Origin of the sequence: Bradyrhizobium sp. AZCC 2176, assembly GCF_036924645.1 — a bacterium.
GTDB lineage: Bacteria > Pseudomonadota > Alphaproteobacteria > Rhizobiales > Xanthobacteraceae > Bradyrhizobium.
The window spans coordinates 5,080,869-5,106,346 of record NZ_JAZHRX010000001.1 but is presented as its reverse complement, the minus strand read 5'-3'; the positions used below and the strand labels follow the sequence as shown (position 1 = coordinate 5,106,346).

20 protein-coding genes and 1 pseudogene are annotated in these 25,478 nt (G+C 63.8%); 3 read left to right on the top strand and 18 right to left on the bottom strand.

Going from position 1 to position 25,478, the window contains the following annotated elements; genetic code table 11:
• Positions 1-50 precede the first annotated feature (50 nt).
• Together V1288_RS24065 and V1288_RS24060 are read left to right on the top strand one after the other, a co-directional pair.
• Positions 51-878 carry an FAD binding domain-containing protein gene (locus V1288_RS24065; protein WP_334359403.1) on the top strand — a complete coding sequence of 276 codons (828 nt, stop codon included), beginning with the start codon at positions 51-53 and terminating at the stop codon, positions 876-878.
• Positions 875-3,598 carry a molybdopterin-dependent oxidoreductase gene (locus V1288_RS24060; protein WP_334359402.1) on the top strand — a complete coding sequence of 908 codons (2,724 nt, stop codon included), beginning with the start codon at positions 875-877 and terminating at the stop codon, positions 3,596-3,598. The genes V1288_RS24065 and V1288_RS24060 overlap by 4 nt, the downstream gene beginning before the upstream one ends.
• Before the next feature lie 123 nt (positions 3,599-3,721).
• Here V1288_RS24060 and V1288_RS24055 read toward each other — a convergent pair whose 3' ends face one another.
• The 9 genes and pseudogenes from V1288_RS24055 to V1288_RS24015 form a co-directional block, all read right to left on the bottom strand.
• Entirely contained in the window at positions 3,722-4,069 is a 348-nt protein-coding gene (locus tag V1288_RS24055) for a RidA family protein (protein WP_334359401.1), read from the bottom strand.
• 19 nt (positions 4,070-4,088) lie between these two features.
• On the bottom strand, positions 4,089-5,210 hold the full coding sequence (locus tag V1288_RS24050) for an NAD(P)/FAD-dependent oxidoreductase (protein ID WP_334359400.1): 1,122 nt from the start codon (positions 5,208-5,210) through the stop codon (positions 4,089-4,091).
• Positions 5,207-6,626: pseudogene (locus V1288_RS24045) on the bottom strand (FAD-dependent oxidoreductase). The gene V1288_RS24050 and the pseudogene V1288_RS24045 overlap by 4 nt, the downstream one beginning before the upstream one ends.
• Complete coding sequence (locus V1288_RS24040) at positions 6,623-6,919, bottom strand: (2Fe-2S)-binding protein (RefSeq protein WP_334359399.1); 297 nt, start codon at positions 6,917-6,919, stop codon at positions 6,623-6,625. Before V1288_RS24040 ends, V1288_RS24045 begins: the two are co-directional and overlap by 4 nt.
• Positions 6,920-6,965: 46 nt before the next feature.
• A complete protein-coding gene (locus V1288_RS24035) occupies positions 6,966-8,105 on the bottom strand; it encodes an NAD(P)/FAD-dependent oxidoreductase (protein WP_334359398.1) in 1,140 nt (379 codons plus the stop codon).
• Between the two features lie 19 nt (positions 8,106-8,124).
• Entirely contained in the window at positions 8,125-8,931 is an 807-nt protein-coding gene (locus V1288_RS24030; protein ID WP_334359397.1) for an ABC transporter permease, read from the bottom strand.
• Positions 8,928-9,836, bottom strand: coding sequence for an ABC transporter permease (locus V1288_RS24025; RefSeq protein WP_334359396.1), 909 nt, complete (start codon positions 9,834-9,836; stop codon positions 8,928-8,930). The genes V1288_RS24030 and V1288_RS24025 overlap by 4 nt, the downstream gene beginning before the upstream one ends.
• Complete coding sequence (locus tag V1288_RS24020; protein WP_334359395.1) at positions 9,833-10,876, bottom strand: ABC transporter ATP-binding protein; 1,044 nt, start codon at positions 10,874-10,876, stop codon at positions 9,833-9,835. The genes V1288_RS24025 and V1288_RS24020 overlap by 4 nt, the downstream gene beginning before the upstream one ends.
• A gap of 98 nt (positions 10,877-10,974) precedes the next feature.
• Complete coding sequence (locus V1288_RS24015) at positions 10,975-12,009, bottom strand: ABC transporter substrate-binding protein (RefSeq protein WP_334359394.1); 1,035 nt, start codon at positions 12,007-12,009, stop codon at positions 10,975-10,977.
• 289 nt (positions 12,010-12,298) lie between these two features.
• Between V1288_RS24015 and V1288_RS24010 the strand changes: the two genes are divergently transcribed.
• Complete coding sequence (locus V1288_RS24010) at positions 12,299-13,216, top strand: LysR substrate-binding domain-containing protein (protein ID WP_334359393.1); 918 nt, start codon at positions 12,299-12,301, stop codon at positions 13,214-13,216.
• A gap of 90 nt (positions 13,217-13,306) precedes the next feature.
• Here the strand turns inward: V1288_RS24010 and V1288_RS24005 are convergent, their stop codons facing one another.
• The 9 genes from V1288_RS24005 to V1288_RS23965 form a co-directional block, all read right to left on the bottom strand.
• Positions 13,307-14,611, bottom strand: a complete 1,305-nt coding sequence (locus V1288_RS24005; RefSeq protein WP_334359392.1) for a TRAP transporter large permease — start codon at positions 14,609-14,611, stop codon at positions 13,307-13,309.
• A gap of 55 nt (positions 14,612-14,666) precedes the next feature.
• Positions 14,667-15,260 (bottom strand): TRAP transporter small permease subunit, encoded by a 594-nt coding sequence (locus V1288_RS24000; RefSeq protein ID WP_334359391.1) that lies wholly within the window; start codon positions 15,258-15,260, stop codon positions 14,667-14,669.
• Positions 15,261-15,269: 9 nt separating this feature from the next.
• Entirely contained in the window at positions 15,270-16,268 is a 999-nt protein-coding gene (locus V1288_RS23995; protein ID WP_334359390.1) for a TRAP transporter substrate-binding protein, read from the bottom strand.
• 49 nt (positions 16,269-16,317) lie between these two features.
• Positions 16,318-17,976, bottom strand: a complete 1,659-nt coding sequence (locus V1288_RS23990) for a hydantoinase B/oxoprolinase family protein (protein WP_334361389.1) — start codon at positions 17,974-17,976, stop codon at positions 16,318-16,320.
• A gap of 2 nt (positions 17,977-17,978) precedes the next feature.
• A complete protein-coding gene (locus V1288_RS23985; RefSeq protein ID WP_334359389.1) occupies positions 17,979-20,063 on the bottom strand; it encodes a hydantoinase/oxoprolinase family protein in 2,085 nt (694 codons plus the stop codon).
• A 179-nt stretch (positions 20,064-20,242) separates the two neighbouring features.
• Positions 20,243-21,910, bottom strand: a complete 1,668-nt coding sequence (gene nikE / locus V1288_RS23980; protein WP_334359388.1) for an ABC transporter ATP-binding protein — start codon at positions 21,908-21,910, stop codon at positions 20,243-20,245.
• Positions 21,907-22,755, bottom strand: coding sequence for an ABC transporter permease (locus tag V1288_RS23975; protein ID WP_334359387.1), 849 nt, complete (start codon positions 22,753-22,755; stop codon positions 21,907-21,909). Before V1288_RS23975 ends, nikE begins: the two co-directional genes overlap by 4 nt.
• Positions 22,752-23,783: an ABC transporter permease gene (locus V1288_RS23970; protein WP_334359386.1), complete on the bottom strand. Its 1,032-nt coding sequence runs from the start codon at positions 23,781-23,783 to the stop codon at positions 22,752-22,754. The genes V1288_RS23975 and V1288_RS23970 overlap by 4 nt, the downstream gene beginning before the upstream one ends.
• Before the next feature lie 12 nt (positions 23,784-23,795).
• Entirely contained in the window at positions 23,796-25,412 is a 1,617-nt protein-coding gene (locus V1288_RS23965) for an ABC transporter substrate-binding protein (RefSeq protein ID WP_334359385.1), read from the bottom strand.
• Positions 25,413-25,478: the final 66 nt, after the last annotated feature.

The window sequence follows — 25,478 nt, the reverse complement described above, 5'->3', positions numbered from 1 at the left end:
GCAAGCCTTCATAGTTGGAGACACATCTACTTGAAAGCGTTGGTGTATCCATGGACCTGAACACTGTTACCGCGGTTGCCCATCCGACGACGCGGGATCAATTGCCCGTTTGGACGGCGGGCGACGCCTGGCTCGCGGGCGGGACCTGGCTGTTCTCGGAACCGCAGGCCCATCTAAAGCGGCTGATCGATCTTACCGATCTGAAATGGCCGGCGCTGACCATCAGCGAGACCGGGCTTTCAATCGCGGCGACCTGCACAGTGGCGCAACTCGATGCGCTGGCCTGTCCGCCGGAATGGATCGCCTCGCCGCTGATCAACCAGTGCTGCCGCGCGTTTCTCGCCTCCTTCAAGATCTGGAAGACGGCCACCGTCGGCGGCAACATCTGCATGTCGCTGCCGGCGGGACCGATGATCTCGCTGACCTCGGCGCTCGACGGTGTCTGCACGATCTGGCAGGCCGATGGCGGTGAGCGGAAAATTCCCGTCGCTGATTTCGTAATCGGCGATCAGCGTAACGTGCTCGCGCCGGGCGATCTGTTGCGGCAAGTTGAGATCCCGCTCGCGGCCCTGAGGCGGCGTTCGGCGTTCCGCCAGATTTCGCTGACGCCGGTCGGCCGCTCGGCTGCACTTCTGATCGGTAGCGCGACCAGCGACGGCGGATTGGCGCTGACGATTACGGCATCGACCAAGCGGCCTGTTCGATTGTCCTTTGCAGGAATCCCGAACAGCAAAGAATTGCGCGAAGCGATTTTTCAGTGCATCGCCGACGACCTCTATCACAGCGACGTTCACGGCAAGCCAATATGGCGCAAGCATATGACGCTGCGGCTCGCGGAAGAAATCCGCGTTGAATTGCAGAGCATGGCCTACGCATGACGTTCCAGATCAACGGCCGGGAGTTTTTCAAAACGCCGCAACCCGGCCAATGCCTGCGCACGTTCCTGCGCGAACTTGGCCAATTCGGCGTCAAGAAGGGGTGCGACGCCGGCGACTGCGGCGCCTGCACCGTGCTGATCGACGGCGAGCCGGTGCATAGTTGTCTTATTCCTGCCTTCCGCGCCGACGGTCACGCCGTGACGACGATCGAAGGCTTTGCGGCGGATGGCGGCACTCACCCGATGCAACAGGCGTTTCTGGACGCGCAGGGGTTTCAATGCGGGTTCTGCACAGCCGGCATGATCCTGACCTGCGCATCGCTGAACCAGGCGCAGCGGCAGGACCTCGGCGCCGCGCTGAAAGGCAATATCTGTCGTTGTACCGGCTATCGCGCGATTGAGGATGCGCTGAGCGGCAAGAACAACATCGAAGACGCCGCCGCAGGCACCGCATTCGGCCGCAGCCTCCCTGCCCCAGCCGGACCGCAGGTGGTGCGCGGCGCAGCGCGCTACACATTCGATGTTGCGCCGGTAGGTATGCTGCACATCAAGTTGCTGCGTTCGCCGCATCCGCACGCAAAAATCATCTCGATCAACAAACGTGCGTCGCTCAGCGTCCCCGGCGTGCACACGATACTGACGTTTGAAGACGCGCCGGACTGCCTGTTCTCAACCGCTCGGCACGAGTGGGACTGGATGGATCCGGACGACACACGTGTGCTCGACAATGTCGTCCGCTTTATCGGACAGAAGGTCGCCGCCGTGATCGCCGAGACTGAAGCCGCCGCGGAGGAAGGCTGCCGGCAACTCGACGTCGCATACGAAATCCTGCCGGCTGTGGTCGATCCCACAGCCGCCATCACACCGGGCGCCCCTGCGATTCACGGCGACAAGACGCCGGCAAACCGCGTCGCGAACGCAGGCCGCAATATCGTGGCAGAAACCCATGGCGAATTTGGCGATGTCGCAAGCGCGTTGGCGCAGGCCGCCGTCACCTATGAAGGTACTTTTACGACCCAGCGAGTCCAGCATGCGGCGCTGGAAACCCATGGCGGCCTTGCCTGGGTCGATGCCGATGGAATCCTCAACGTCCGCTCCAGCACGCAGGTGCCATTTCTCATCCGGCGTACGCTGGCCGACCTCTTCCATCTCCCGCCGGACAAGGTGCGGGTATTCTGTGAGCGCGTCGGCGGCGGATTCGGCGGCAAGCAGGAAATGTTCGTCGAGGACATTCTCGCGCTCGCAGCGATCAAGACCGGCCGCCCGGTCAAGTTCGAACTGACGCGGGAAGAACAATTCATCGCGACCTCGATGCGGCATCCGATGCGGGTCACCGTCAAAGCAGGCGCCGACAAGGACGGCAAACTCACGGCGCTGCAGCTCGACGTGCTCTCGAACACCGGGGCCTACGGCAACCACGCCGGCCCGGTGCTGCGTCATTCGGTCGGCGAATGCATCGGCGTCTATAACTGCCCGAACAAGAAGGTCGACGGCATCGCCGCCTATACCAACACCGTGCCCGCCGGAGCCTTTCGCGGCTATGGCCTGCCGCAGACCTTGATCGCCGTCGAAGCTGCGATCGACGAACTGGCAAAGCAGCTCGGCATCAGCCCGTTCGAGATGCGCCGCCGCAATGTCGTCAAACCCGGCGATCCCATGCTGTCGCCACCGAAATCCGAGTATCACGACGTGCTCTATGGCAGCTATGGCCTCGATCAATGCCTGGATCTGGTCGAGCGCGCGATGGCCGCCGAGGCGCCTCCGCCTTCGCTCTCCGCGGACTGGTTGACTGGGGACGGCATCGCGCTGACCATGATCGACACCGTGCCGCCAGCCGGTCATTTCGCCGATTGCAGCATTTCGCTGCGCGAGGATGGCGGCTTTGACCTCACGGTCGGCACCGCCGAATTCGGCAATGGCACCAGCACCGTGCATCGTCAGATCGCCGCGTCCGCGCTGGCGACGACCGTTGATCGAATCCGTCTGTTGCAATCCGACACCGCACATGGCGGCCACGACACCGGCGCCTATGGCAGCGCCGGGACCTTCGTCGCCGGGCGCGCCACGCAAGCCGCGGCCGAGGCGCTGGCCGGCCAACTGAAGCAATTCGCGGCGTCACTATTGGGCGAAAACCCGGACGCGTGCACCCTCGACAACCACGCCACGGTCTGTGCCGGGCGCCGCACCCCTTTTGCTTTGCTCGCCGCGTCCGCGCACGCGCTCGGCAAGGTTCTCAGCGCCAGCGGCAATTCGACAGGCACGCCGCGCTCCGTCGCCTTCAATGTACAGGGCTTTCGTGTCGCCGTGAACAAATACACCGGCGAACTCAAGATCCTGAAGAGCGTGCAGGCCGCCGATGCCGGCCGTGTCGCCAATCCGATGCAGTGCCGTGGCCAGGTTGAGGGCGGGGTAGCTCAATCGCTGGGCGCGGCGCTCTATGAGGAAATGGTGATCGACGACAACGGCCGGGTCATCAATCCCAAATTCCGCGACTATCATCTGCCATCCTTTGCGGACATTCCCCGCACCGAGGTGCTCTTTGCCGACACGTCGGACGCGCTGGGGCCGATGGGCGCCAAATCGATGAGCGAAAGCCCATACAACCCAGTCGCCGCCGCGCTCGGCAACGCCATCGCCAACGCCACCGGTATCCGCTTTACGGCGACCCCGTTCAAGCCGGACCGGCTATGGCCGCTGTTACATGAGAAGTTTGGCAAGTAGGCTTCGCCATTGCGAGGCGCTGGCCACAAGGTACGACGTCCAGCTCGAGAAGGCCTTTAGCTGCTTGACCTCTGCGCGACAGGATGAAAAGTCAGTCGGCATGGGATAAGCAAGTCGGCGCGGTCAACCCTTGAGCGCGGTGACCACCACTTCGATCAGGGCGCCGCCACCGAGATCGGCCACACCGACCGTTGCGCGCGCCGGCAGGTTGTCGCCGAAGAACTCGGTCCATGCCGCATCCATCTCCTTTTTCCCGGACAGGTCGGTCACGAAGATCGAGGCGCTGACAACGCGGGACGTGTCCGTCCCCGCCTCCTTCAGATAGCCGGCAATCTTGCCAAGGATATTGCGGGTCTGCTCGCCCATCGAGACGCTGGTGTCGTCGGCGATCGTGCCGCCAACAAATACAAATCCATTGGCTTCAACCGCGCGGTGCATGATGGGCGTACGGATGTTGCGGATGATGCTCATGATGTCCTCATCTTGGTTTCTAGGGTGTGAAGGGAAGGAAGCGGTCGATGCCGAGATCGCCGATCCGTGTTTGGGTGCCGCCGTTGGTGATCAGCTCCGTCATCACGGCGCCGGCGCCGGGGCCGAGCTGGAAGCCATGCAGTGAAAAACCGAATTGGTGATAAAGCCCTGAGTGCTGGGCGCTGGCGCTGAGGATGGGTAGTTCGTCGCGCGTCCGCGCCTCGATGCCGGCCCAGGCGCGGACAATGGTGGCGTCGCGCATCACGGGAAATAGCTCGAACACGGTGCGTGCGCTGATGGCGAGGCTGCGCCAGTCCAGCACGGTCTCGTTCCGGTCCTGGTCCGGGGTTGCCAGATGCCCGCCACCGATCAGCACGGTACCGTTGGCGAACTGTTTGAAGGAGAGTTTGCGGCCGCGCAGGATGACCACGGGATCGATGAAATGCGGCACGCGGGAGGTGATCATCAGCATCGGAGCCACGGTCTCAACCGGCACCGGCTCGCCAAGCGCCGCTGCGATACGGCCGGCCCAGGCGCCGGCGGCATTGACGAGCACCGGCGCTGCGTAGGTATCGGCGCCGACATCCACCCGCCACAACCCATCTTGCTTTCGGATGTTGGTCGCCGCTCTGCCCTCACAGACGGTTGCGCCGAGCGCGGCAGCCTTGCGGCGGAACGCGGTGGTGGTTCGAGCCGGATCGGCCGCGCCATCACGCCGCGACACCACCCCGCCGGGGCAGCTCTCCGCCACCGCCGGCACCAGCCGCCGCAGCTCCGGCCCGTCGATCAGCGCTTCGTGGGTGAAGCCGAGTGCGTTCAGCTCGGCGACGCGCGCGCGACACGCTTCGAATTCGGCGTCGTTCTCCGCGACCAGCACCTGGCCGTGGCTTTCGAAGCCGCAGGAATCGTCGACCAGCTCCTCAATCCGCTCCCAAATTCCCATCGAGCGGATCGAGAGCGGGATCTCGGCGACATGCCTCGCGAGCTGGCGAACGCCGCCGGCATTCACCCCTGAGGCGTGGCGGCCGGCATAGTCCTTCTCGATCAGCACCGGCTTGATGCCGGCGAGGCACATATGAAGTGCGGTCGAGCATCCATGGATGCCGCCACCGACAATGATGGCATCCGCGAGCTTCGTCATCCGCGCACCACCGCCTGGACGTCGGCCTCTGCCTTCGGCACCGCCGCCAGCTCCGCCAGCGTGATCGGCTTTACCGGTGCGCGCAGCCGATAATAGCCGATCTCCTGGGGCGTCTTGCCGCGGGATTGCGCCATCAACTCAGTGACTGTCAGACCGCAGAGCCGGCCCTGGCAGGGACCCATGCCGGTGCGACGATACGCCTTGAGCTGGTTGGGACCGGTCGCACCGATCGCGACGGCGTCGAGAATATCCTTGGCCGACACCTCCTCGCAGCGGCAGACGATGGTGTCGCCTGAGGGGATGCGAAACTGCAGGGCGGGACGGAACAGCGTGTCGAGGAAGGCGCGGCCGCGTTCGGCCTTGGCCAGCGATGATCTGAGCATCGTCATGGGTGCGAGCTTCGCGGCGGCCGCAGGCGACAGGGCCTCGACCGCAGCTCTAGCGGCGATACGTCCGCGGACAATTGCAGCCCCTGCGCCGCCGATCCCGGCACCATCGCCGGCGATAGCGACGCCCTCGACCGACGTACTGCCGTCACGATCGAGTACGGGCGACCAGCAGAGCTGCAGGTCGTCCCAGCGATGCTCGATCCCGGCCGCCATCGCGAGGTTGACATTGGGCACCACGCCCCTGGTGCAGTAGCAGCAACTCAGCCGGAATCGTCTCGCGTCGGCTGCCGGCGACAAAGCTCACGGTTGCGAGCTGGCCGTCGCCGGCAGCAGCGAGTTCGCTCACTCCAGTCACCACCGGCACTTTCGCCCGCACCTCCCGCATCATGGCAAGTCCCTTTGAGAAATAGGGCGAAGTCATGAAGGCGAAGGCGTGAGGCAGCGCGGCAAAATAGTTTTGACGCTCGGTCGTATCGAGGATGCAGTCGATGCTTCCACCCAGGCGCAGGATCTGCGCGGCGAGTAGCCAAAGCAGCGGTCCCTGGCCGGCGATCACCGTCCGCACGTCCGGCACGAGGCCAGATGACTTCAGCATCGTCTGCGCGGCGCCCGCGGTCATCACCCCCGGAAGGGTCCAGCCTGAAATCGGAAACGGCCGCTCGAGCGCACCGGTCGCCAGAATCACACGACGCGCCTTGACGAAGGACGACGCGCCGCCGACCGACACACCAACCTCGAGATTCCGGTCAAGGCTCCAGACGGTCGCGCGCTGGATAATCTCGGCGTCGCTCGATTGCACCGCCTGGACGGGGTCCGCGCCGGCCCAATAGTCGGCGCCGAGACGATCGCGTTCCGTCACCGGGGTTGAGGCGATGGCGCGCCAGACCTGGCCGCCGGGGCCGGCATTCTCGTCGAGCAGCAGCGCCGACAGGCCAGCCTCGGCCACGGTCGCAGCGGCGGCCAGCCCGGCGGGCCCTGCCCCGATGACTACGACATCATAGCTATCGCGCTTGGGAGCCGCATTCATCGGCCGATCTCCCTCTTGCCCTTCTGAATTTCGATCTGCATGCCCTCAGCTATGGGCACCAGGCAACCTTGGCGATTGCCGACACCATCGATTGTGACAAGGCAATCGAAACACACGCCCATCATGCAATAGGGCAAGCGCGGCGCGCCGCTCACCGCGGTCGCACGGCGCACGTCACGGCCGGAGGCCAGCAGCGCAGCGGAAACCGTATCGCCCTCGCGCGCCTCGACGGCGGTCCCGTCCACGACGATGTGCACCGGTCTTCTGCTGTCCTGATCGAATCGTTTGAACATTGGATGCCTCTTCGTCCCTTTCTCTCGCGTGCGCGTCGCGTCGATGTCAGTAGTAGCCACTGCTTGTCGCGGCGTGACTCGCGTCGAAGCGACGGGCCGAGAACGCGCCGACGAGCTCCGGTTCGAGCGCGCCCGTCGCCACCATCCGGGCAATATCGAAGGCGTGGTTGGAGGCGAGCGTCACACCGGAATGACAGCAGGTGACGAAAGCGCCCGGCGCACTCTCCGACTGATCGTAGATCGGGAAGCCATCCTGCGGCATCACGCGGATGCCGGACCAGGTCCGCACGACGTTCAGACGCGCCAGATGGGGGAACATGCGTTGCGCCCGATCCGCCATCACGGCGCTGACCGAATGATTCAGCGTGCGATCGTCGAGTTGCTCTTCCTTGCTGTCTCCAATCATCACCGTGCCTTCGTCGGTCTGCCGAATGGTGGTCAACGGATGCGGCAGGAACGGCATGGTGCGCTCGGTCACCACGATCTGGCCGCGGGTCGGGCCCATCGGCGCCGACAGGCCGACCATCGGTGCAAGCGTCTGGTTAGCGTTGCCGGCGGCGAGCACGACCTTCCCTGTGCGGATCTCGTCGTGCGAGGTCGACAGCCGGAATTCGCCGCCGCTCCTGGCGATCGCCGAGACCGGCCGCTCCGGGAAATAGTCGATCCCGAACAACTTCAGTCCGGTGTGGAACGCGCGAAAGGTGCGCAGCGAATTCACATGTCCGTCCAGCGGACAGAAACTGCCACCCGAAACCTCGGGGCCGATCAGCGGCAGCATCTTCCTGACCTCCGACGCCGACAGCATCTCCATTTTGTAGTCAGCCGCGCCCACCTGATTGTGCATGCGCGTCACAAGCTGGGTGCGCTGCGCAAACTCGTGCTCGCCGAGGGTCAGGTGAAAGCCGCCATTCTGCTGCAGGGCGACGTCGAGCCCGGTCTGATCTTTCAATTCGGCGGCGAGCTTGCCCCAGGTTTCGGACGCCCGCATTGTCCAGCCGGTGTAGGCCGGCATGCCTAAGCCCTTGCTCTGCACCCAGACGAGCGCGAAATTTGCCCGCGAGGCGCGCTTGGCGATATCGCCCTCGTCGAGAACAACGACTTTCTTGCCGAGCCGGCCCAGACCCCAGGCGATAGCGGAGCCGAGCAGGCCGCCGCCCACGACAGCGACGTCATATTCCTTTGACATAGGTTTTCCTTGGGTTCTCCTAGCGCCCTGAATCGCTCTTGCCGGCGAGCACGCGGTCGAGCCCGTAGAAGCGATCGAGCAGGATCAGGGCGGTCATGGTGATTGCGATCACGCTGGCTGAGACGGAGGTCACCAGCGGATCGATGTTGTCCTGGATGTAGAGGAACATGCGAACAGGCAGCGTCTCGGTGCCGGGCGCCGCCAGGAAGACCGTCATGGTCAGATCGTCGAAGGACTGGATGAAGGCCAGCGCCCAGCCGCTGATGACGCCCGGCAGGATCAGAGGCAAGGTCACCCGGCGAAACAACGTCCAGCCGCCGGCGCCTAGCGATATCGCGGCCATCTCGACCGAGCGGTCCATGCCGGTTGCCGCAGCCAGCGTCAGCCGGAGTGCGAACGGGAACACCACCACCACATGAGCGACCAGTAGCCCTGCGAAACTGCCGCCCATGCCGATCGCCGTGAAGAAGCGCAGGAAGGCGATCCCCAGCACGACATGCGGGATCATCAGCGGCGAGAGGAACAGCGCTGCGAGGGCGTCGCGGCCTCGAAAACTGTAACGGGCGATGGCAAGCGCAGCCGGCACCGCGAACAGGAGCGCCACGATCGAGGACAGCGCACCTAATCCGAGGCTCACCCAGAAGGCATGGACGAACTCGGGATAGTTCGCGATCGTCCTGAACCAGCGCAGTGAGAAACTGGTGGTCGGCAGCAACAGGTACCCCTCGGGCGTGAACGCGACGAGGCAGACCACCACGATCGGCGCCAGCATGAAGACGACGAAAATCGTGTGGAAGATGAGCGCGAGCGGGCCATTCGTCCTCATCGGAACACCTCGGCATAGCGTCGCTCGATCAGCGCGTTGCTGCCGACGACGATCATCACGAGGGCCACCAGAAGCAAGACCGCAACCGCTGCGCCGAGCGGCCAGTTCAGCGTATTGAGAAACTCGTCATAGGCGAGCGTCGCCGCGACCTTGAGCCGGCGGCCGCCAATGATGGCGGGCGTCGCAAAAGCGCTGGCGGACAGCGAGAACACGATGATCGCGCCGGACAGCACGCCCGGCATGATCTGCGGCAGGACGATGCGGCGGATGATCGTGAGCGGGCTGGCGCCGAGCGACAAGGCGGCGTTCTCGATCTGCGGATCGACGCGCTGCAGCGCAGCCCAGACCGACAGCACCATGAACGGCATCATTACGTGTACGAGCGCGACGACCACGCCCGTCTCGGTGAACATGAAGGGCAGCGGCGAGCCGATCAGCCCAAGCGACATCAGCAGCTTGTTGACGAGGCCGTTGTTGCCGCCGAACAGGAGCGCCCAGCCGAGCGTGCGCGCCACCACGGAGATCAGCAATGGGCCGAGGATCACGAGCAAGAAGAAGCTCTTCCAGCGTCCGCTCATGCGGTTGAGGATGTAGGCCTCCGGCGCGCCGAACGCGGCGGTGATCAGCGTCGTCAGCAGCGCGATGCGGAACGTCCGCCAGAACATCTCGGCATAGTACGGATCGGTCGCGATCTCGTGCCAGTTCTTCAGGATGAAAACCGGCTCGATGCCTTTGTACTGGCCCCAGTCGTGGAACGAGAGCATCACCGTCATGGCGAGCGGGATCACCAGCACGCCGACGAACAGCGACAGCGCGGGTGCGGTCAACGCCCACGCCGCGCGCGCCTCGTGCTTGTCAGCCGTCGGTGCAGCGTTTGCCGGTGCAGTATCGACGGCGGCGCTCATGCAGCACCTCCAGCGCGCCGCAGACTCATGTCTTCCGGCAGCCAGGTGAGCCGAACAGCTTCGCCCTCGGCGGGCTGCGACTTGCCATCGTTCTGACGGATCACGGTCGCCGGGCCACATTCAGTCTCGCACTGAAACAGCCAGTGATTGCCCTGGAAGATCCGGGTGACAATCTTCGCCGCCAGCCCGGTGTCACCGAAGCCGATCCGCTCGGGCCGCACGCTGACCGTCACCGCACCGACGGAACCTATAGGCGCGGGCGCGCTCCATGAGCCGGCGGCCACCCGCGCCGGAGCGACGGTCTCGTCGACGGTCGCGGCGAAATCGTTGGTCTTGCCGAGAAATTGGGACACGAAGGCCGAGGCCGGCCGCTCATAGATTTCCTGCGGCGTGCCGATCTGCTCGATCCGGCCTTGGCTCATGACCACGATCCGGTCGGACAGCGACATCGCCTCGATCTGGTCATGGGTGACAAGGATCGTGGTGGTGCCGAGATTGCGCTGGATCTGGCGCAGCTCGATCTGCATGTCCTCGCGCAGCTTGGCATCGAGATTCGACAGCGGCTCGTCGAGCAGCAGCACGCTCGGCCGGATCACCAGCGCGCGGGCAAGCGCCACGCGCTGCTGCTGGCCGCCGGACATGCGCCGCGGATAACGGTCCTCATAACCGGCGAGCCCGACCATCGCCAGCGTGGCGCGAACGCGCTCGGCGCGCTCGGCCCGCGGTACACGCCGCATCTCGAGGCCAAAGGAGACGTTCTCGGCCGCGGTCATATGGGGAAACAGCGCGTAGCTCTGGAATACGATACCGAGCCCGCGCTTCGCCGGCTGCACCGCCGTCAGGTCACGCCCCTCGAGCCGGATCGCGCCGCGCGAGGGATCGAGGAAGCCCGCGATCATCTGCAGCGTTGTGGTCTTTCCGCAGCCCGACGGACCGAGAAAGGAAACGAACTCCCCCTTGCCGACCGCGAGACTGAAATCATCGACGACAGTCTGCGGGCCGAACTGTTTCCCGATACGGTCGAGTTCGAGAAAGGACATGGATGTACTTTCGGATGCTGCTGTAGCGGAGGTCGATGGAGGCCTGTGGCGTCGCGCGGGCTATCGCCAAATCCGGGCCGGCGGCGCTGAGCCTCAGCTCAGCGCTCGACCTCCCGATTCCACCGCTTGGTCCATTCCTCGCGCTTGTCGTTGATGATGGTCCAGTCGGGCGTATAAAGCTTCGCCGCGCGCTCGCCGATCGGAGCCATCTTGCCGAGTTCCGGCGGCACCACGACGGACTTCAGCACCGGGCCATAGCCGTAGTCCTTCAGCATCACGAGCTGTGTTTTCGGCTCGAGCAGTGTCTTGACGAATGCCGAGGCGAGCGGCGATGCGTTGGGCTTGGCGATTGGACAGGCGGTCGTCACGAGCGTAGCCGCACCCTCCTTCGGATAAACGAAGTCGACGGGAAAGCCGGTATTGGCGAAGCTCTGGACGCGGCCCGTACCCCACACCGCCAGCACGGCCTGGCCGGACTGGAACAGCTCGGTCATCTTGCCCGGCGAAGGCTCATAGGCCAGGACATTGGGATTGATTTCGGCCTTGAAGATCTTGAAGCCTGCATCAACGTTGGCCTCGCTGCCACCGTTCATCCTGGCATGCATCAGTAACGCGTGCAGGCCGTAGGTGTTGTTGATCGGCGGAATGACCAGTTGCTTCTGGTACTTCGGATCCTTGAGATCGTTCCAGGAAGTGGGCGGCGCCCAGCCCTTCTCCGCGAAGATTTTGGTGTTGTACATCAAACCGGTTGCCACCAGACCAATGCCAACCGCGCGGTCGTCCTTGAAGCGCGCTGCCTCGTAGAGATCGGCAGGCAGACCATCGATCTTGCCGCAGAAGCCGAGCTGGATCGCCTGGTACATCGGGCCGTCGTCGACGATAGCCACGTCGATCTGCTGGTTACCTTTCTGGGCCTGCAACTTGGCAAGCGTGTCTGTCGAATTTCCGGCGACATATTCGATCTTGACGCCGTTGGCCTGCTCAAAGGCCGGGATCACCTCGTCGCGGATCGTCTTCTCGAAGGAGCCGCCGTACCCCGCGACGTATAGCGTCTTCTGTTGCGCAAAAACCGCCGACGGGGCTGAGGCCAACGTCGCGATGCTGACGGCTGTCACAAGGAAGAGATGCTTCATATAGATCGATCTCCAACACCGATTGCGAGGTGGCACCCGGAGCACATCCTCATTTGATCGGCTCAGCCCTCCCGCGAATGGGGCACTTTGCACCCTGTTCATCGGTATCACGGTACGACGTATCGGATCCGCACCGGAGGTTTTCGGCTTCGCCGGCTTGCTTCGATCCGTCGCCGCCCAAAAAATTGGCGGCGCTCGGTCTTGATGAAAAAGATCGCAATCCGAGCTTTCGCCGTCCAATGAATAATGGCACCTACTACATGCCGAAATGTTATGGATGGGAGCAGGCATGGCTCGGATCAATTCGCGGCAGGTCGAAGCCTTCCGCGCGATGATGCTGACAGGCAGCGTGACGGAGGCGGCAAAGCTGATGACTGTGACTCAGCCCGCCGTAAGCCGGCTGTTGCGGGATTTTCAGGCACTGTTGAAGATGGAGCTGTTCGAGAGACGCGGCAGCGGCCTTGTGCCGACGGCATCCGCAACAGCGCTCTACATGGAAGTCGAGCGGTCCTTCATCGGACTTGAACGCATCACCACGGCCGCCGAAGAAATCCGCAGCCGCCGGACCGGTACGCTGCGGATCGCAGCACTGCCGGCGCTGTCCAACGGCTATCTGCCGCGGCTGGCGGGTGGATTCCTGAAAGACCGACCGAACCTGAATCTGTCTTTTTTTGGCGTCATCTCGCCGATCGTGATCGACTGGGTTTTGAACCACCAGTGCGACATCGGTTTTGCCGAGGTGCCGATTGCCCATTCCGGCCTGCCCTGCGTCCGGCTGCCGGCGCCCGCGCGCGTTGCGATCTTGCCGGCCGGCCATCGATTGGCGGCCAAGGCTGTACTCGCGCCGCGCGATTTCGAGGGCGAGACTTTCGTGTCGCTGACGGCGGGATCGACCGGCCGTCATCTGATCGATCAGGCCTTCAACCGCGATGACGTTCGTCGCGTCCTGCGGGTCGAGACCAGCCTGTCGGAGATCATGTGCGGGCTGGTGTCGTCCGGGCTTGGGGTTGCAATCTGCGACCCCTTCACGGCGCAGGAGTTCGCGAGCCGAGGCGTCGTCGCGCGCCATTTCCTGCCGCGGATCGATTTCGAGTTCGCCGCCGTCTTTCCACCGCAGCGCAGTCCATCGCCTGTGGCCCTGGATTTGGTGGAGGTCATGCGGCAGGCGCTTGACGAACTGAATGGGCTGCCCGTCGGTCAACACTGATGGCGGCGCGATGCCGAACGCCACTCGGTTCTGAAGGCGGCCGCGTCGCGCCGGCGACGTCGCAGTAGTCTTCCACAGCGTGAGAGCGGCCTATCCGTAGAGAAGTCTGGGCAGGATCGTGACGATGCTCGGAAAAAGGGTCAGCAGCAGCACGAAGCCGACCATAATGGTCAGGTAAGGTAAGGTCACGCGCGCGATATAGCCGAGCCCGTCATCCGTCAGGCCCTGGATAACGAACAGGTTGAAGCCGACCGGCGGCGTGATCTGCGCCATCTCGACGGCAAGCACGAGGAAGACTCCGAACCAGATGTCATCGAAGCCCGCGGCCTTCACGATCGGCAGCACGATCGGTAGCGTCATCACGATCATCGAAAAGCCATCGAGGAAACAACCGAGGACAAGGTAGAAGCCGATCAGCACGACGATCAGCATGAAGGGCGACAGGCCAAGGCCTTTCACAAACGCGGCTACGGATTGCGGAATGCCGAGGAACGCCGCGGCGTTTCCGAGGATCGAAGCGCCGAGCACGATCAGTGCGATCATCGAGCAGGTGATCACCGACCCGATCACCACATCGCGCATCACCTGCTGCGACAGCGATCCCTGGCCCCAGGCGACCAGCGCCGCGCCGAGCACGCCGACCGCTGCCGCCTCCGACGGCGTCGCAAGGCCGCCATACATCGACCCGAGCACGCATGCGATCAGAAATAAAGCCGGTGCAAGGTCCTTCAGGGCGGCGAAGCGCTCGCGCCAGGGGACCAGCGCGAGCTTCGCCTCCGCCTCGGGCACCAGCGTGCGGTTCAGGGTGGTGTGCAGCATCACCCAGGCCATGAAAGTCCCCGCCAGCAACAGGCCCGGCAGGACTCCGGCAGTGAACAGCTTCAGGATCGAGACGTCGCCGAGCACGCCATAGATGATCATGATGTTCGACGGCGGAATCAGAAAGCCGAGTGTGCCAGCGCCTGCGAGCGAGCCGATCGCGATATCCCTGGAATAACCCCGGCGCAGCAGTTCGTTGAGCGACATGCGGCCAATCACTTGCGTCGTCGCCGCCGACGAACCCGAGATCGCCGCGAAGATCGTGCAGCCGATCACGTTCACGTGCAGCAGACGTCCTGGCAGCAGTCCGGCCCACGGCGCCAGCCCCTGAAACAGCGATCGCGATAACCGGGTGCGGAACAACAGCTCGCCCATCAGGATAAACAGCGGCAGAGCCAACAGCTCCTGCGTGGTCAGGATGTTCCAGGCGTATTGCGGAAGCAGCTTGTCGAGCGGGATCGACCGGAACATCGCAAGCAGCAAGGTCGCGGTGAACGCGAGGGTCAGCCCGATCCAGAGGCCTCCCGCCAGCAGTGCGAACAGAATGACGAACAGGCTGATAACTTCGATGGTCATGGAACGTGCTTTCCGACGACGGGAGCGGCGGCGCTGGCCTTTGTTGCGCGCGTGGTCATTCCACGGGCGACGCCTTCATGCGATGATCTTCGAGCGGCAGCCCGAGCGCCGCCTGAATGGCGCGCGCCAGGAATTGCAGCGTCAGCAGCAGCATCCCGAAGGTGACGACGGCTTGCGGAAACCACAGCGGCGTGTCGCTTGCGGTCGATAGCTGCCCGCGCGTAAAGGATCCCCAGGCGAACTTGGCCATCGCCCAGGTCAGGAACGCCATGAAGACGAAGCCGGCGAACGCCGAGAGCATCTCAAGCGCACGCCGGACCGGCGCCGGTACATTCTTCAGCAGCAGCACGACACGGATATGGCCGCCGACACGCAGCGTCATGGCAGCGCCGAAGGTGAACGAGGCTGCCATCAGATAGGAGGAATACTCCCAGGCGATCGAGATGCTCGGAGGAAAGAGCGGCAGGAGGTTCGACAGCAAACGCGTCGCGACCTCGGCAAGCATCAACAGCGTCAGTGTCAGCAGGCAGCCGCCGCCGATCCAGCCGTCGAGCCGGCCTAGCCGGTCGATCGCGTCGAGCAGGATGCGCAACGGCACCGGCGCCGCTGCGTTGAGGCTTTCCGGGGGAGCAGGCAGGACGCTCACCACGCCACGCTCCTACCGCTTGATTTCAGCGAGATAGGCCCGCACCGGCTTGTCCGCAGCCGGCACACGCTTGAGGAACGCCTCGAGCAGCGGCGCGGTCCGGGCGCGGATATCCGTCATCATCGCATCCGATACCGACACCACCTCCATGCCGCCGTCCTTGAGGCGATTGAGGCTATCGACGTCGGCCTTGAGCGAATTCGCCCAAAAATCCGGCTCCATCTTCGCGGCGATGTCGGCGACCAGCTTCTGCTGATCCGCGCTCAACGCCTTCCAGGAATCGAGATTGACGGTCAGCATCTGCGACGACCAGACATGGTTGGTCGGATAGATGTACTTCATGAACTCCCAGAACTTGCCGTCGACACCGGACACCGCCGAGGTCGAAACCCCGGCGACCGCGCCGGACGCCAGCGCCGGTATCGTCTCGCCCCAGGGAATCATGACCGGCGCCATGCCGACCGCGTTCAGCATGTCGACGGCGTTTTTGTCGGGCACGCGGATCTTGATGTTCTTCAGCCCATCGACGCCCGCCACTTTCACCTTGAGGTGAAGATATTGCGTCGGCCATGGCACGATATAGAGAATCTTCTGGTTGTTGCGCGCGGCGATTTTGTCGTATTCGGGCCGCACATATTTGTGCAGGATCTTCAGCTCGTCCATGGAGACGGCGAGAAACGGAATGCTTTCGACGCCCATGAAGGGCTCGTCGCCAACCTGCTGGATGTTGAGCACGTCGGCGAGTGGAACCAGACCATCGCGCACGGCGCGCAGATGCTCAGGGCCCTTGAAGCCGAGCTGGCCGCCGGCCTTCACCGTGATGTTGACGCCGCCATCGGTCTGCTTCTTGACCGCATCGGCGAAAGCCATGGCGTTGTGGGTGTGGAAATTGCCGTCGGGCCACACCGTCGACAAGTCCCAGCTCGCCGTTGCCGCCATGGCGCGCGTCGAGAGATGGCCGGCGGCGAGCATCGTCGCTGCTCCCGCTGTGAAAGTCCGTCGCGTAATCATACGCCCTCTCCTTTTGTTGAAATCGAAACACATGCCACCGCCGGACGCGTCAGCCCGCGAAACCGTAAACCGCAACCGCATTCTCGTTCGACACCAGGCCGCTTTCGATGTCATCGCGCACGCTTTCCGGCGCGCGCTCCCCGGGGTCGCCGATCCCGGCGCCGCCTGGCGTCATCACCACCAGCCGATCGTCCGGCGGCACGGTCTGAAAGCCCTTGCCGCGCAGCTTCTGCCCCGACTTAAGTCCGAGATAGCCGGCTTCGCCGTCACAGCCGCCATCACGGCCGCGGGGCGGATGATCTATACGGTCGAAGGCTGCCAGAATGTCGAACGGAGCATCGACGCCGCTGCCGACTTCGATGATCTGGCCGAGACCTCCGCGCGTGCGGCCGGCGCCACCCGAATCCGGACGCAGCTCCTTCCGCCAGAAGATCAACGGCGTCTGCGTCTCCGCGATCTCGACCGGCGTGCCGCGTACACCGCTGGGATAGGCCGTGGCCGATAATCCATCCTTGGCAAAGCGCGCGCCGGTACCGCCGTTGCTCGTCACTGCCATCGAGAATCCGTAATTGCCGCCGGCGCCGCTGCGCGTCTGTCCGCGTACATTGAGATTCCACAGGCAGGACGTGCCTTCGGCCGGCACCCGCTCGGGAATGATCTGACGGAGGCAGCCGAACACCACGTCGGGCAGCATCTGGCCGATGACATGACGCGACGCCACCGGCGCCGGTTTCGGTGCATTAAGGATCGAGCCCTCGGGTGCCGCGACAGTCAGAAGCGAGAGCGACCCCGCATTGTTCGGGATCTGCGAGGCCACCACACAGCCGAGGCCGAACACGGTGTAAGCAGTGGTGTAGGAAAGCGGCACATTGATGCCGAACTTCGAGGCGCCCGAGGTACCGTCGAAGTCGACGTGAATGCCCTCTTCCGAGATCGTCAGTGTCGCGGCGAGCGTGACCGGTGCATCATAGCCATCGACGACCATGTTGTTGCGCCAGACGCCCTTCGGCAGCTTGGCGATCTCGGCGAGCACCGCTTCCCGCGAGCGGTCACAGATGAAATCGCCGAGCGCATCGAGCGAAGAGATCTCGAATTCGCGCATCATCTCGACAAGGCGCTGGCAGCCGACATCGTTGCAGCCGGCCAACGAATAGGTGTCGCCCTCGGTGTCGATCGGCAGACGCGTGTTGCTGCGGATCATCGCCATCAATGTTTCATTGACGGCGCCCTGATCGATCAGCTTCAGCATCGGGATGTAGAGCCCCTCCATGAAGACGTCGGTGGCGTCAGGCCCGAAACCGATACCGCCGATATCCATCAAATGGCTGGTGCAGGAAAACAGCGCGACCACCTTGCCGTCCTTGAAGCAGGGCGTGGTGACGACGAAATCGTTGAGATGGCCGGTCCCCATCCAGGGATCGTTGGTGATGTAGGCGTCGCCCGGCTTCGTCGTCTCGATCGGGAAATGCGCGATGAAATGCTTGACCGATTCGGCCATGGAATTGACGTGGCCCGGCGTACCCGTCACCGCCTGCGCCAACATACGCCCCTTGAGGTCGAACACACCGGCCGAGAGGTCGCCACATTCGCGCACGATCGGGCTGAACGCCGTACGCAGCAGGACCTGCGCCTGCTCTTCGACCACGGCGATCAGCCGGTGCCACATGATCTGCAGATCGATCAGGCTCGCGCCGCTAGACTCATTCATGGTCATGCCGCCTTCCGTTCCATGACGATGCTGCCAGCACCGTCGATATGGGCGTCGAAGCTCGTCGAGACGAATGTCGATGTCTCGTCTTCCGCGATCACAGCGGGTCCCGCGATGGTCGCCCCTGGCGCCATCTGGTCGCGGTGATATAGCGGAATCTCGACGACCTTCCCCGCGCGGCCATCGAAAAACTTGCGGCTGCCCGCGGCTTTTCCGGCCGGCTTGCGCGTCACCTCCGCAACGCGCGACGGATTGCGCGGCTCGGTGGTCGCGAGCACCGACCAGCTTAGCACCTCGATCGCAGCTCCCGGAATCGACCGCTCGAACAAGGCCGCATAATCCGTCTCGAAGGCCTGGCGCAGGCCTGCAAGATCCGCGGCCGTCAACCGCCGGTTCGGCAGCTCGACCGTGATCTCGTGTCCCTGCCCGACATACCGCATGAAGGCGGCGCGTCGTTCGCGCACTGGCGCACCGGCGGCGCCGGGCTCGACCAGGGCGCGCGCTTCGGTCACCATCTCATCCAGCAGGTCGGATACGGCTGTAACATCGAACGCATCGAGCCTGGCATGACGGCTGCGCACCAGCTCATAGGCGATGGGCGCCGCAAGAAATCCGACGGCCGAGCCGACGCCGGCATTGGACGGTACGATCACGCGCGAGACGCCGATCTTCTCGGCGACGCGGGCCGCATGCAGCGGCGCAGCGCCACCAAAGGCGATCAGGGTGTGCTGGCCAACGACGGCGCCGCGCTCGACCGCATGCACACGGGCGGCGCTCGCCATGCTCTCGCACACGACCTCATGCACGGCGTAGGCCGAAGTTTCCGCCGACAGTCCCAGCGGTTCGCCAATGGCGCGCAATAAGGCCTGTTTAGACAGTTCGGGGTCAAGCTTGATCGTCCCGCCTGCAAATGCGTCGGGATCGATCTTGCCTAGCGCGACATCCGCATCCGTCACGGCGGGGCGTTGACCGCCGCGGCCGTAGCAGGCCGGCCCCGGCTCGGATGACGCGCTCTCGGGGCCGACCGTAACGCGCTTCAGAGTGTCGACCTGCGCGATCGAGCCGCCCCCGGCGCCGATCTCAACCATCTCGATCACGGGAATGCGCACCGGCAGGCCGGACCCTTTCAGGAAACGGGCGGCGCGATCGACCTCGAACACACGCGAGGTTTCGGGCTGGTACTTTTCAATCAGGCAGATCTTCGCGGTGGTGCCACCCATGTCGAAGGACAGCACCCTGCTCTCGCCGAGGCGCGCCGCGATCTGCGCCGCAAAAATCGCGCCGCCTGCCGGCCCCGATTCGACCAGGCGCACCGGAAAGCGCCGCGCCGTTTCGATCGAGGTGACACCGCCGCCCGAGGTCACGAGATAGATGGCGCCGCGAAACTGCTCGGCCTGCAGCCCCTCGGCCATGCGCGCGAGATAGCCATCGATCAACGGCTGCACATAGGCATTGGCCACCGCAGTCGAGGTCCGCTCGTATTCGCGGATTTCAGGGCACACCGCCGACGACAGCGTTACCCAGATGCCCGGCATTTCCTCTTTCAGGATCGCGGCAGCGCGCCGTTCATGCTCGGGATTGGCATAGGAGTGGAGGAAGGCGAAGGCGACGCTTTCGACATTCTGCGCGCGTAGCTCGGGCACGAGGGCTCGCACGGCGGTTTCGTCGAGCGGCAACCGCACGGCGCCCTGCGCGTCGATGCGCTCGGGGACCGTGAAACGCAGGGCGCGCGGCGCCAGCGGTTTCGGCTTGTCGATTGCAAGGTCGTATTGATCGTAGCGGCTCTCGGTACCGATATCGAGTACGTCGCGGAAGCCTTGCGTCCCGACAAGCGCTGTCTTCGCGCCGCGGCGTTCGATGATGGCGTTGGTCGCAAGCGTCGTGCCGTGAATGAAGACGTCGATATCGCATACGTGGGCGCGCGCGTCCGCCAGAATGAGACGCATCCCGTCCAGCACCGCTTGCTCCGGTCGCGCGGGCGTCGTCAGCACCTTGCGCGTCCTGCGATCCTGGCCCACGTCCAAGACGATATCCGTGAACGTGCCTCCGATATCGACGGCAAGCCGCACTTCGGCTCCCACACGCATTCCAAATTCTCCACGTTCTGACCGACGAACTGTAGCCAAATGTTCAGCAATTTCCATGCCATTGACCGCATCCGCGGCAAGCTGCACAGCTATTTTGCTGGGCACCTATGCAAGCGCGACCTCGACAAACCCGCACGCCGTCGCGCATCGCCCTGCAGGTGTCGTGCCCGTCAATAATCTCAGGTCGCGAACTCAGCCAGCTCTCGCTCGATATGCGGCACGGCTTCGACCAGCTCGCGCGTGTAAGCGGTTTTCGGATTGTCGAACATCGCCCGGCTCTCACCCTGTTCGACGATGCGGCCGTTTTGCAGCACGATGGTCCGATCGCACATCATGCGAACGACGTTGAGGTCGTGGCTGACAAAGAGGAAGGCGAGGTCATCCTCGCGCCGCAACCGGTCGAGCAGTTGCAGCACGACCGCCTGCACCGAAACATCCAATGCCGCCGTCGGCTCGTCCAGCACCAAGAGGCGCGGCCGGCAGGCGATGGCGCGGGCGATGCCAACGCGGGCCTTCTGACCACCCGAAAGCTGATGCGGGAAGCGCGTCAGCAATTCGATCCTTAGTCCAACCCGCTGCGCGCACTCTTCCACCCGCTGCCGCAACGCGTCGCCCGGGCGCATGCCGCCAAGCCGCAGCAGCGGATGGGCGATGCAGTCAAAGGCCGTGAAACGCGGGTTGAGGCTGTCGTTCGGATCCTGAAAGACGATCTGGATATCCTTGCGGAACGGCGACCGGTGAAAATCGCGGGCCGGGATATGGCCGATCGACTGTCCCTCGAACGCGATCTCGCCCTCGCTCGGATCGATCAGCCGGCAGATGATGCGTGACGTCGTGCTTTTACCGGAGCCGGATTCGCCGACCAGACCGACGCTCTCGCCGGCGCTGATCGTCATTGAAAAGTCTACCACTGCCGCGGCACCTTGATCGAACCGCTTTGCGAGTTTCTGCACCTCCAACAGCGGCGGCGTGCCCGGTGCGGGCTGCGGCCGCGGCGCGATGGGCATCGCAGCATGCCGCCCCCTCTCCTCCTGCGGCACCAAATCCGCGATCCGCGACTTCGCCGTGGGCGACGCTGCCACCAGACGCCTGGTGTAGGGGTGCTGTGGTGAGTGAAAAAGCGTCTTCGGTTTGGCCCCCTCGACCAGCCGGCCCTGCTCCATCACCACGACGCGGCGACAGTAGCGGGCGGCGAGACCGAGATCGTGGGTGATCAGGATGGTTGCCATGCCGCGCTCAGCCGCAATCCCGGTCAGAAGGTCCATCACGACCTTTTGCGTCGTGACGTCGAGGCCCGTGGTCGGCTCGTCCGCGATCAGCAGCGCCGGGTTGCAGGAAATCGCCATTGCGATCATCACGCGCTGGCACATGCCGCCCGAGAGTTCGTGCGGGTACGCGGCCATCCGTTTTTCGGGATCGCGAATTTGCACGGCGCGCAGCAGCTCCAGCGCGTGCGCGCGCGCCTGATCGCGCGGCATTCGCTTATGGGCCGTGATCGCATCGGCGATCTGGTCCCCGACGGCACGGATCGGGTTGAGCGCTGCACGCGGATTCTGGAAGATCATCGCCATCGCCGCGCCATGCAGATGGCGGAAATCACCCGCCGAGATCCGCGTGATGTCCTGCCCGCGAAACTGGATATGGCCTGCCGTGATCCGCCCGGCCGCATCGAGCAGCCGCGTGATCGCAAAGCCGGTGACGGACTTGCCCGAGCCGCTCTCGCCGACGAGGCCGAGCATCTCGCCCTCGCCGAGCGATAGCGTGACGCCACGCACCGCCTCGACAAGGCCACGCCGTGTCGAGAAGCTGACGTGCAGGTCGCGCAATGCCAGCAGCGAAGCGGTCATGTTCGCATGCGGGGGTCGAGAATATCGCGCACCCCGTCGCCGAGCAGGTTGAAGCACAGCACCGTCAGCATCAGCGCCAGGCCCGGAAAGGCGACCAGCCACCATTTGCCGGTGGAAATGAAGCGCGCGCCTTCCGCAACCATGATGCCCCATTCCGGCGTCGGCGGTTTGACGCCGAGGCCGATGAAGGACAGTCCGGCAGCATTGAGGATCGCCCAGCCGAGATTGAGCGATATTTGCACCGCCATGGCCGGGAGCACGTTCGGCAGCAGGAAGCGCAGCACGACCGAGAGATGGCTGTCGCCGCAGGCGCGCGCCGCTTCGACCCAGCCGACATTGCGACGGACATTCACCTCCGCCCGCGCAAAGCGGATGTAGAATGGAAGATTGATGATGGCGGTCGCGATGACGATGTTCTCGACCCGATTGCCGAGCGCCGCAACCATCGCCATGGCGAGCACGAACAGCGGAAAGGCCATCACGACGTCGACGAAACGGCCGACGCCGCGATCGAGCCGGCCGCCGGTATAGCCGCAGATCGCGCCGATCACGGCGCCGATGGCAAAGGAGATTCCGACCGCCGATACGGCAATGGCGAGATCGAGCCGCGCCGCGACGATGAGGCGGCTGAACACGTCGCGGCCGAGTTGATCGGTACCGGCGATGTGTGCGGCGCTCGGCGGCATCAGGGCTTGCGAGACATTCGAAACGATCGGATCATACGGCACGATCCACGGCCCGAGGATCGCGATCAGCGCAAGCAGGAAGACGCCGGCAGCGGCAACGGCGGTGAGCGGGTTGCCGCGCAGAATCCAGCCGGCATGGCGAAGCGTCGCACTGGTCATCCGATTGTCACCCGCGGATCGGCGATGCCATAAAGAAGATCCACCAGCAGATTGACGATCACGAACACGGTCGCCATCAGCAGCACAAATCCTTGCACCGGCGCATAATCGGAAGAGAGCAACGCGTCGAGCGCGTAGGAGGCGACGCCCGGCCAGGAGAACACCTTTTCCACCAGGACATTGGCGCCGAGCATGGTCGAGAACACGATGCCCGCGATGGTGATGACCGGCAGGATGGCGTTGCGCAACGCATAGGTGACAACGACCCGCCACCAGGGAAGACCTACGGAACGCGCGGTACGCACGAAATCGCTGCCCAACGAGACCAGCATCGAGGCCCGCGTGATGCGCGCCAGCGGCGCCACCACGAACAGCGCCATGCTCAGCGCCGGCAAGATCAGTTGCTTGAAGGCGGCCCACCATCCATCGAAATCGCCGGCGATCAGGAAGTCGATCAACAGGAAGCCGGTCCGCCTTGGCGGCAGCGACGCAAAGATATCGACCCGGCCGGTCGGATCGGGCGCAAGCCCGAGCAGGTAATAGAAGACATAGATCAGCAACAGGCCAGAAACGAACGTCGGTACACAGACGCCGAGCGCGCAGAAAAACCGCACGCCGTGATCAATGATGGATCCCGGTCTCAGGGCCGCCAGCACGCCGAGCGGCACCGCCGAGAGCAACGCGATCAGCAATGCCGTGAAGGTGAGCTCCAACGAAGCCGGCAGCCGCTCACGGAGATCTTTCGTGACCAGTTGCCCGGTCATCATCGATCTGCCGAGATTGCCGCTGCCGACATCATAGAGATACAGCATCAATTGTTCCGGCACCGGCTTGTTGAGGCCCATCTGCTTGCGGATGACCTCGATCTCCTCCTTGCCGGCGTTCGGCCCGGAGGCGAAGAACACCGCAGGATCCCCCGGCAACACCCGCATCAAGAGGAAGGTGAAGACGAGCACGCCAAAGAGCGCCGGCAGCGAGGACAGTAAGCGCCTGCCCGCCCGTATCACCGTTGCTCCAAAGGCCGCCATCTGACCTACCGGTTACTTGCGATTAAGATCGCGATAATCGACCTGGCGGTGGAATTGGTAGGTGTAGCCTTCGACCGAGGACGCCATCACGGCGTCCTGGCTGGGCTGCCAGAGCGGTATCTGCGGTATCTCGCTAAAATGGATGGCGTTGAGCTTGATGCCATCTTCCTCATACTTGGCCGCATCGGGTTCAAAACGAGCCTTCTGCGCGATCTCTACCAGTTCCGGATTGTTGATCGATGAGTAGTTCCAGCGCTGATTGCCGGTGTAGAAGTTGCGGTAGAAATAGTCAGTCGACGGCAGCCAGGCGACGATGCCCTCGGTGAAGAAGGGAAGCTTCTTCTCATTGATCTGCGTCGACATCTGCGCGTCCGGCAGCTTCTGGATATCGACCTTGATGCCGATCTTGGCCAGCGTTTCCTTCACCAGGGCCGCCATCGGTTCGGCGGTCGACGCTTGGCCGACATTGAAGCTGAACGTGGTCGAGAAGCCGTCAGGCATGCCTGCCGCCTTCAGATATTCCTTGGCCTTATTGAGATCGAGCTTCACCGGCTGCGGGATCGGATAGGCGCCGCTCGTTGGCTTGCCATCCGCCCATGCCGCACCGAACAGCGGCGAGCCGCGGCCGAACAGTGCTGCCTTGAACATGTCGTCGTAGGGCAACGCAAAGGCGACGGCGCGACGTACGTTGACGTTGTCGAAGGGCGGGATCTGGTTGTTCATCGAAATGAAGGTGACGGCATTGTATTGGGGCGTAGAGATCACCTTCAGCTTGCCTTTGGCCTCGAGCGACTGGACGTCGCTCGCCTGCAGATCGATGACGAGATCGGCATCGCCGCGCTCGACCAGGTTGGCGCGTGTCGCCGGCTCCGGCACCGACTGCACGATGACGCGCTTGAAGGACGCCGATTTGTCGGCCGTTCCGCGATTCCAGGCCTCGTTGCGTGCCATGATCACCTGTTCACCCGGCTTGAAGCTCTCGATCTTGTAGGCACCGCTGCCCGCCGTGTTCTCTTTCAACCATGCCAATGCCCAGGGATCATCTGCCGTCGCATGGGCCTTGGCGACCTTGGAGTTGAAGATGATCGGATAGATGGTGGCGAGATTGGGCAAGGCAAGCTTGTCCGGTTTCGGCAGCGTCACCTCGATGGTCAGTGGATCGATCACCTTGAACTGGTCCGCCGATGTCATCGATCCCGTGAGGAGCTGTGCCTTGCCGAGGACCGGCGCCGTGACGACCCGGTCAAGCGACCATTTGACATCTTCCGCCGTGACCGGCGTGCCGTCCTGGAATTTGGCGTCCTTGCGCAGGCGAAATGTCATCTTCAACCCGTCCGGGCTGATCTCGTAGGATTCCGCCAGCTCCCCCGTGATCTTGCCGAGATCAAACACCCATTTGCCGTTGAGTTGTTTGCGGCCGAAGGAAACCAGCCGGTCGTAGGTGCTAAGACTCACCGCAAAAGCTTCGCGGGTCGACCCAGGAATATTCGGATCGAGTGTATTCACCGATGCCCCGGTCACGTAGCGCAACGTTTCGGAACGCGTTTGCGCCTGCACCGATCCAGCCGCCAGTGACAACGCGATGGAGGCGACCACCGAAAGCAGACGCCTGGATCCTGTAACGCTCATCGGACTTATTCCCTGTTTTGCCACGTTTATTTTCTGAACGAGAACATCAACTTAAAGCAAGGGATA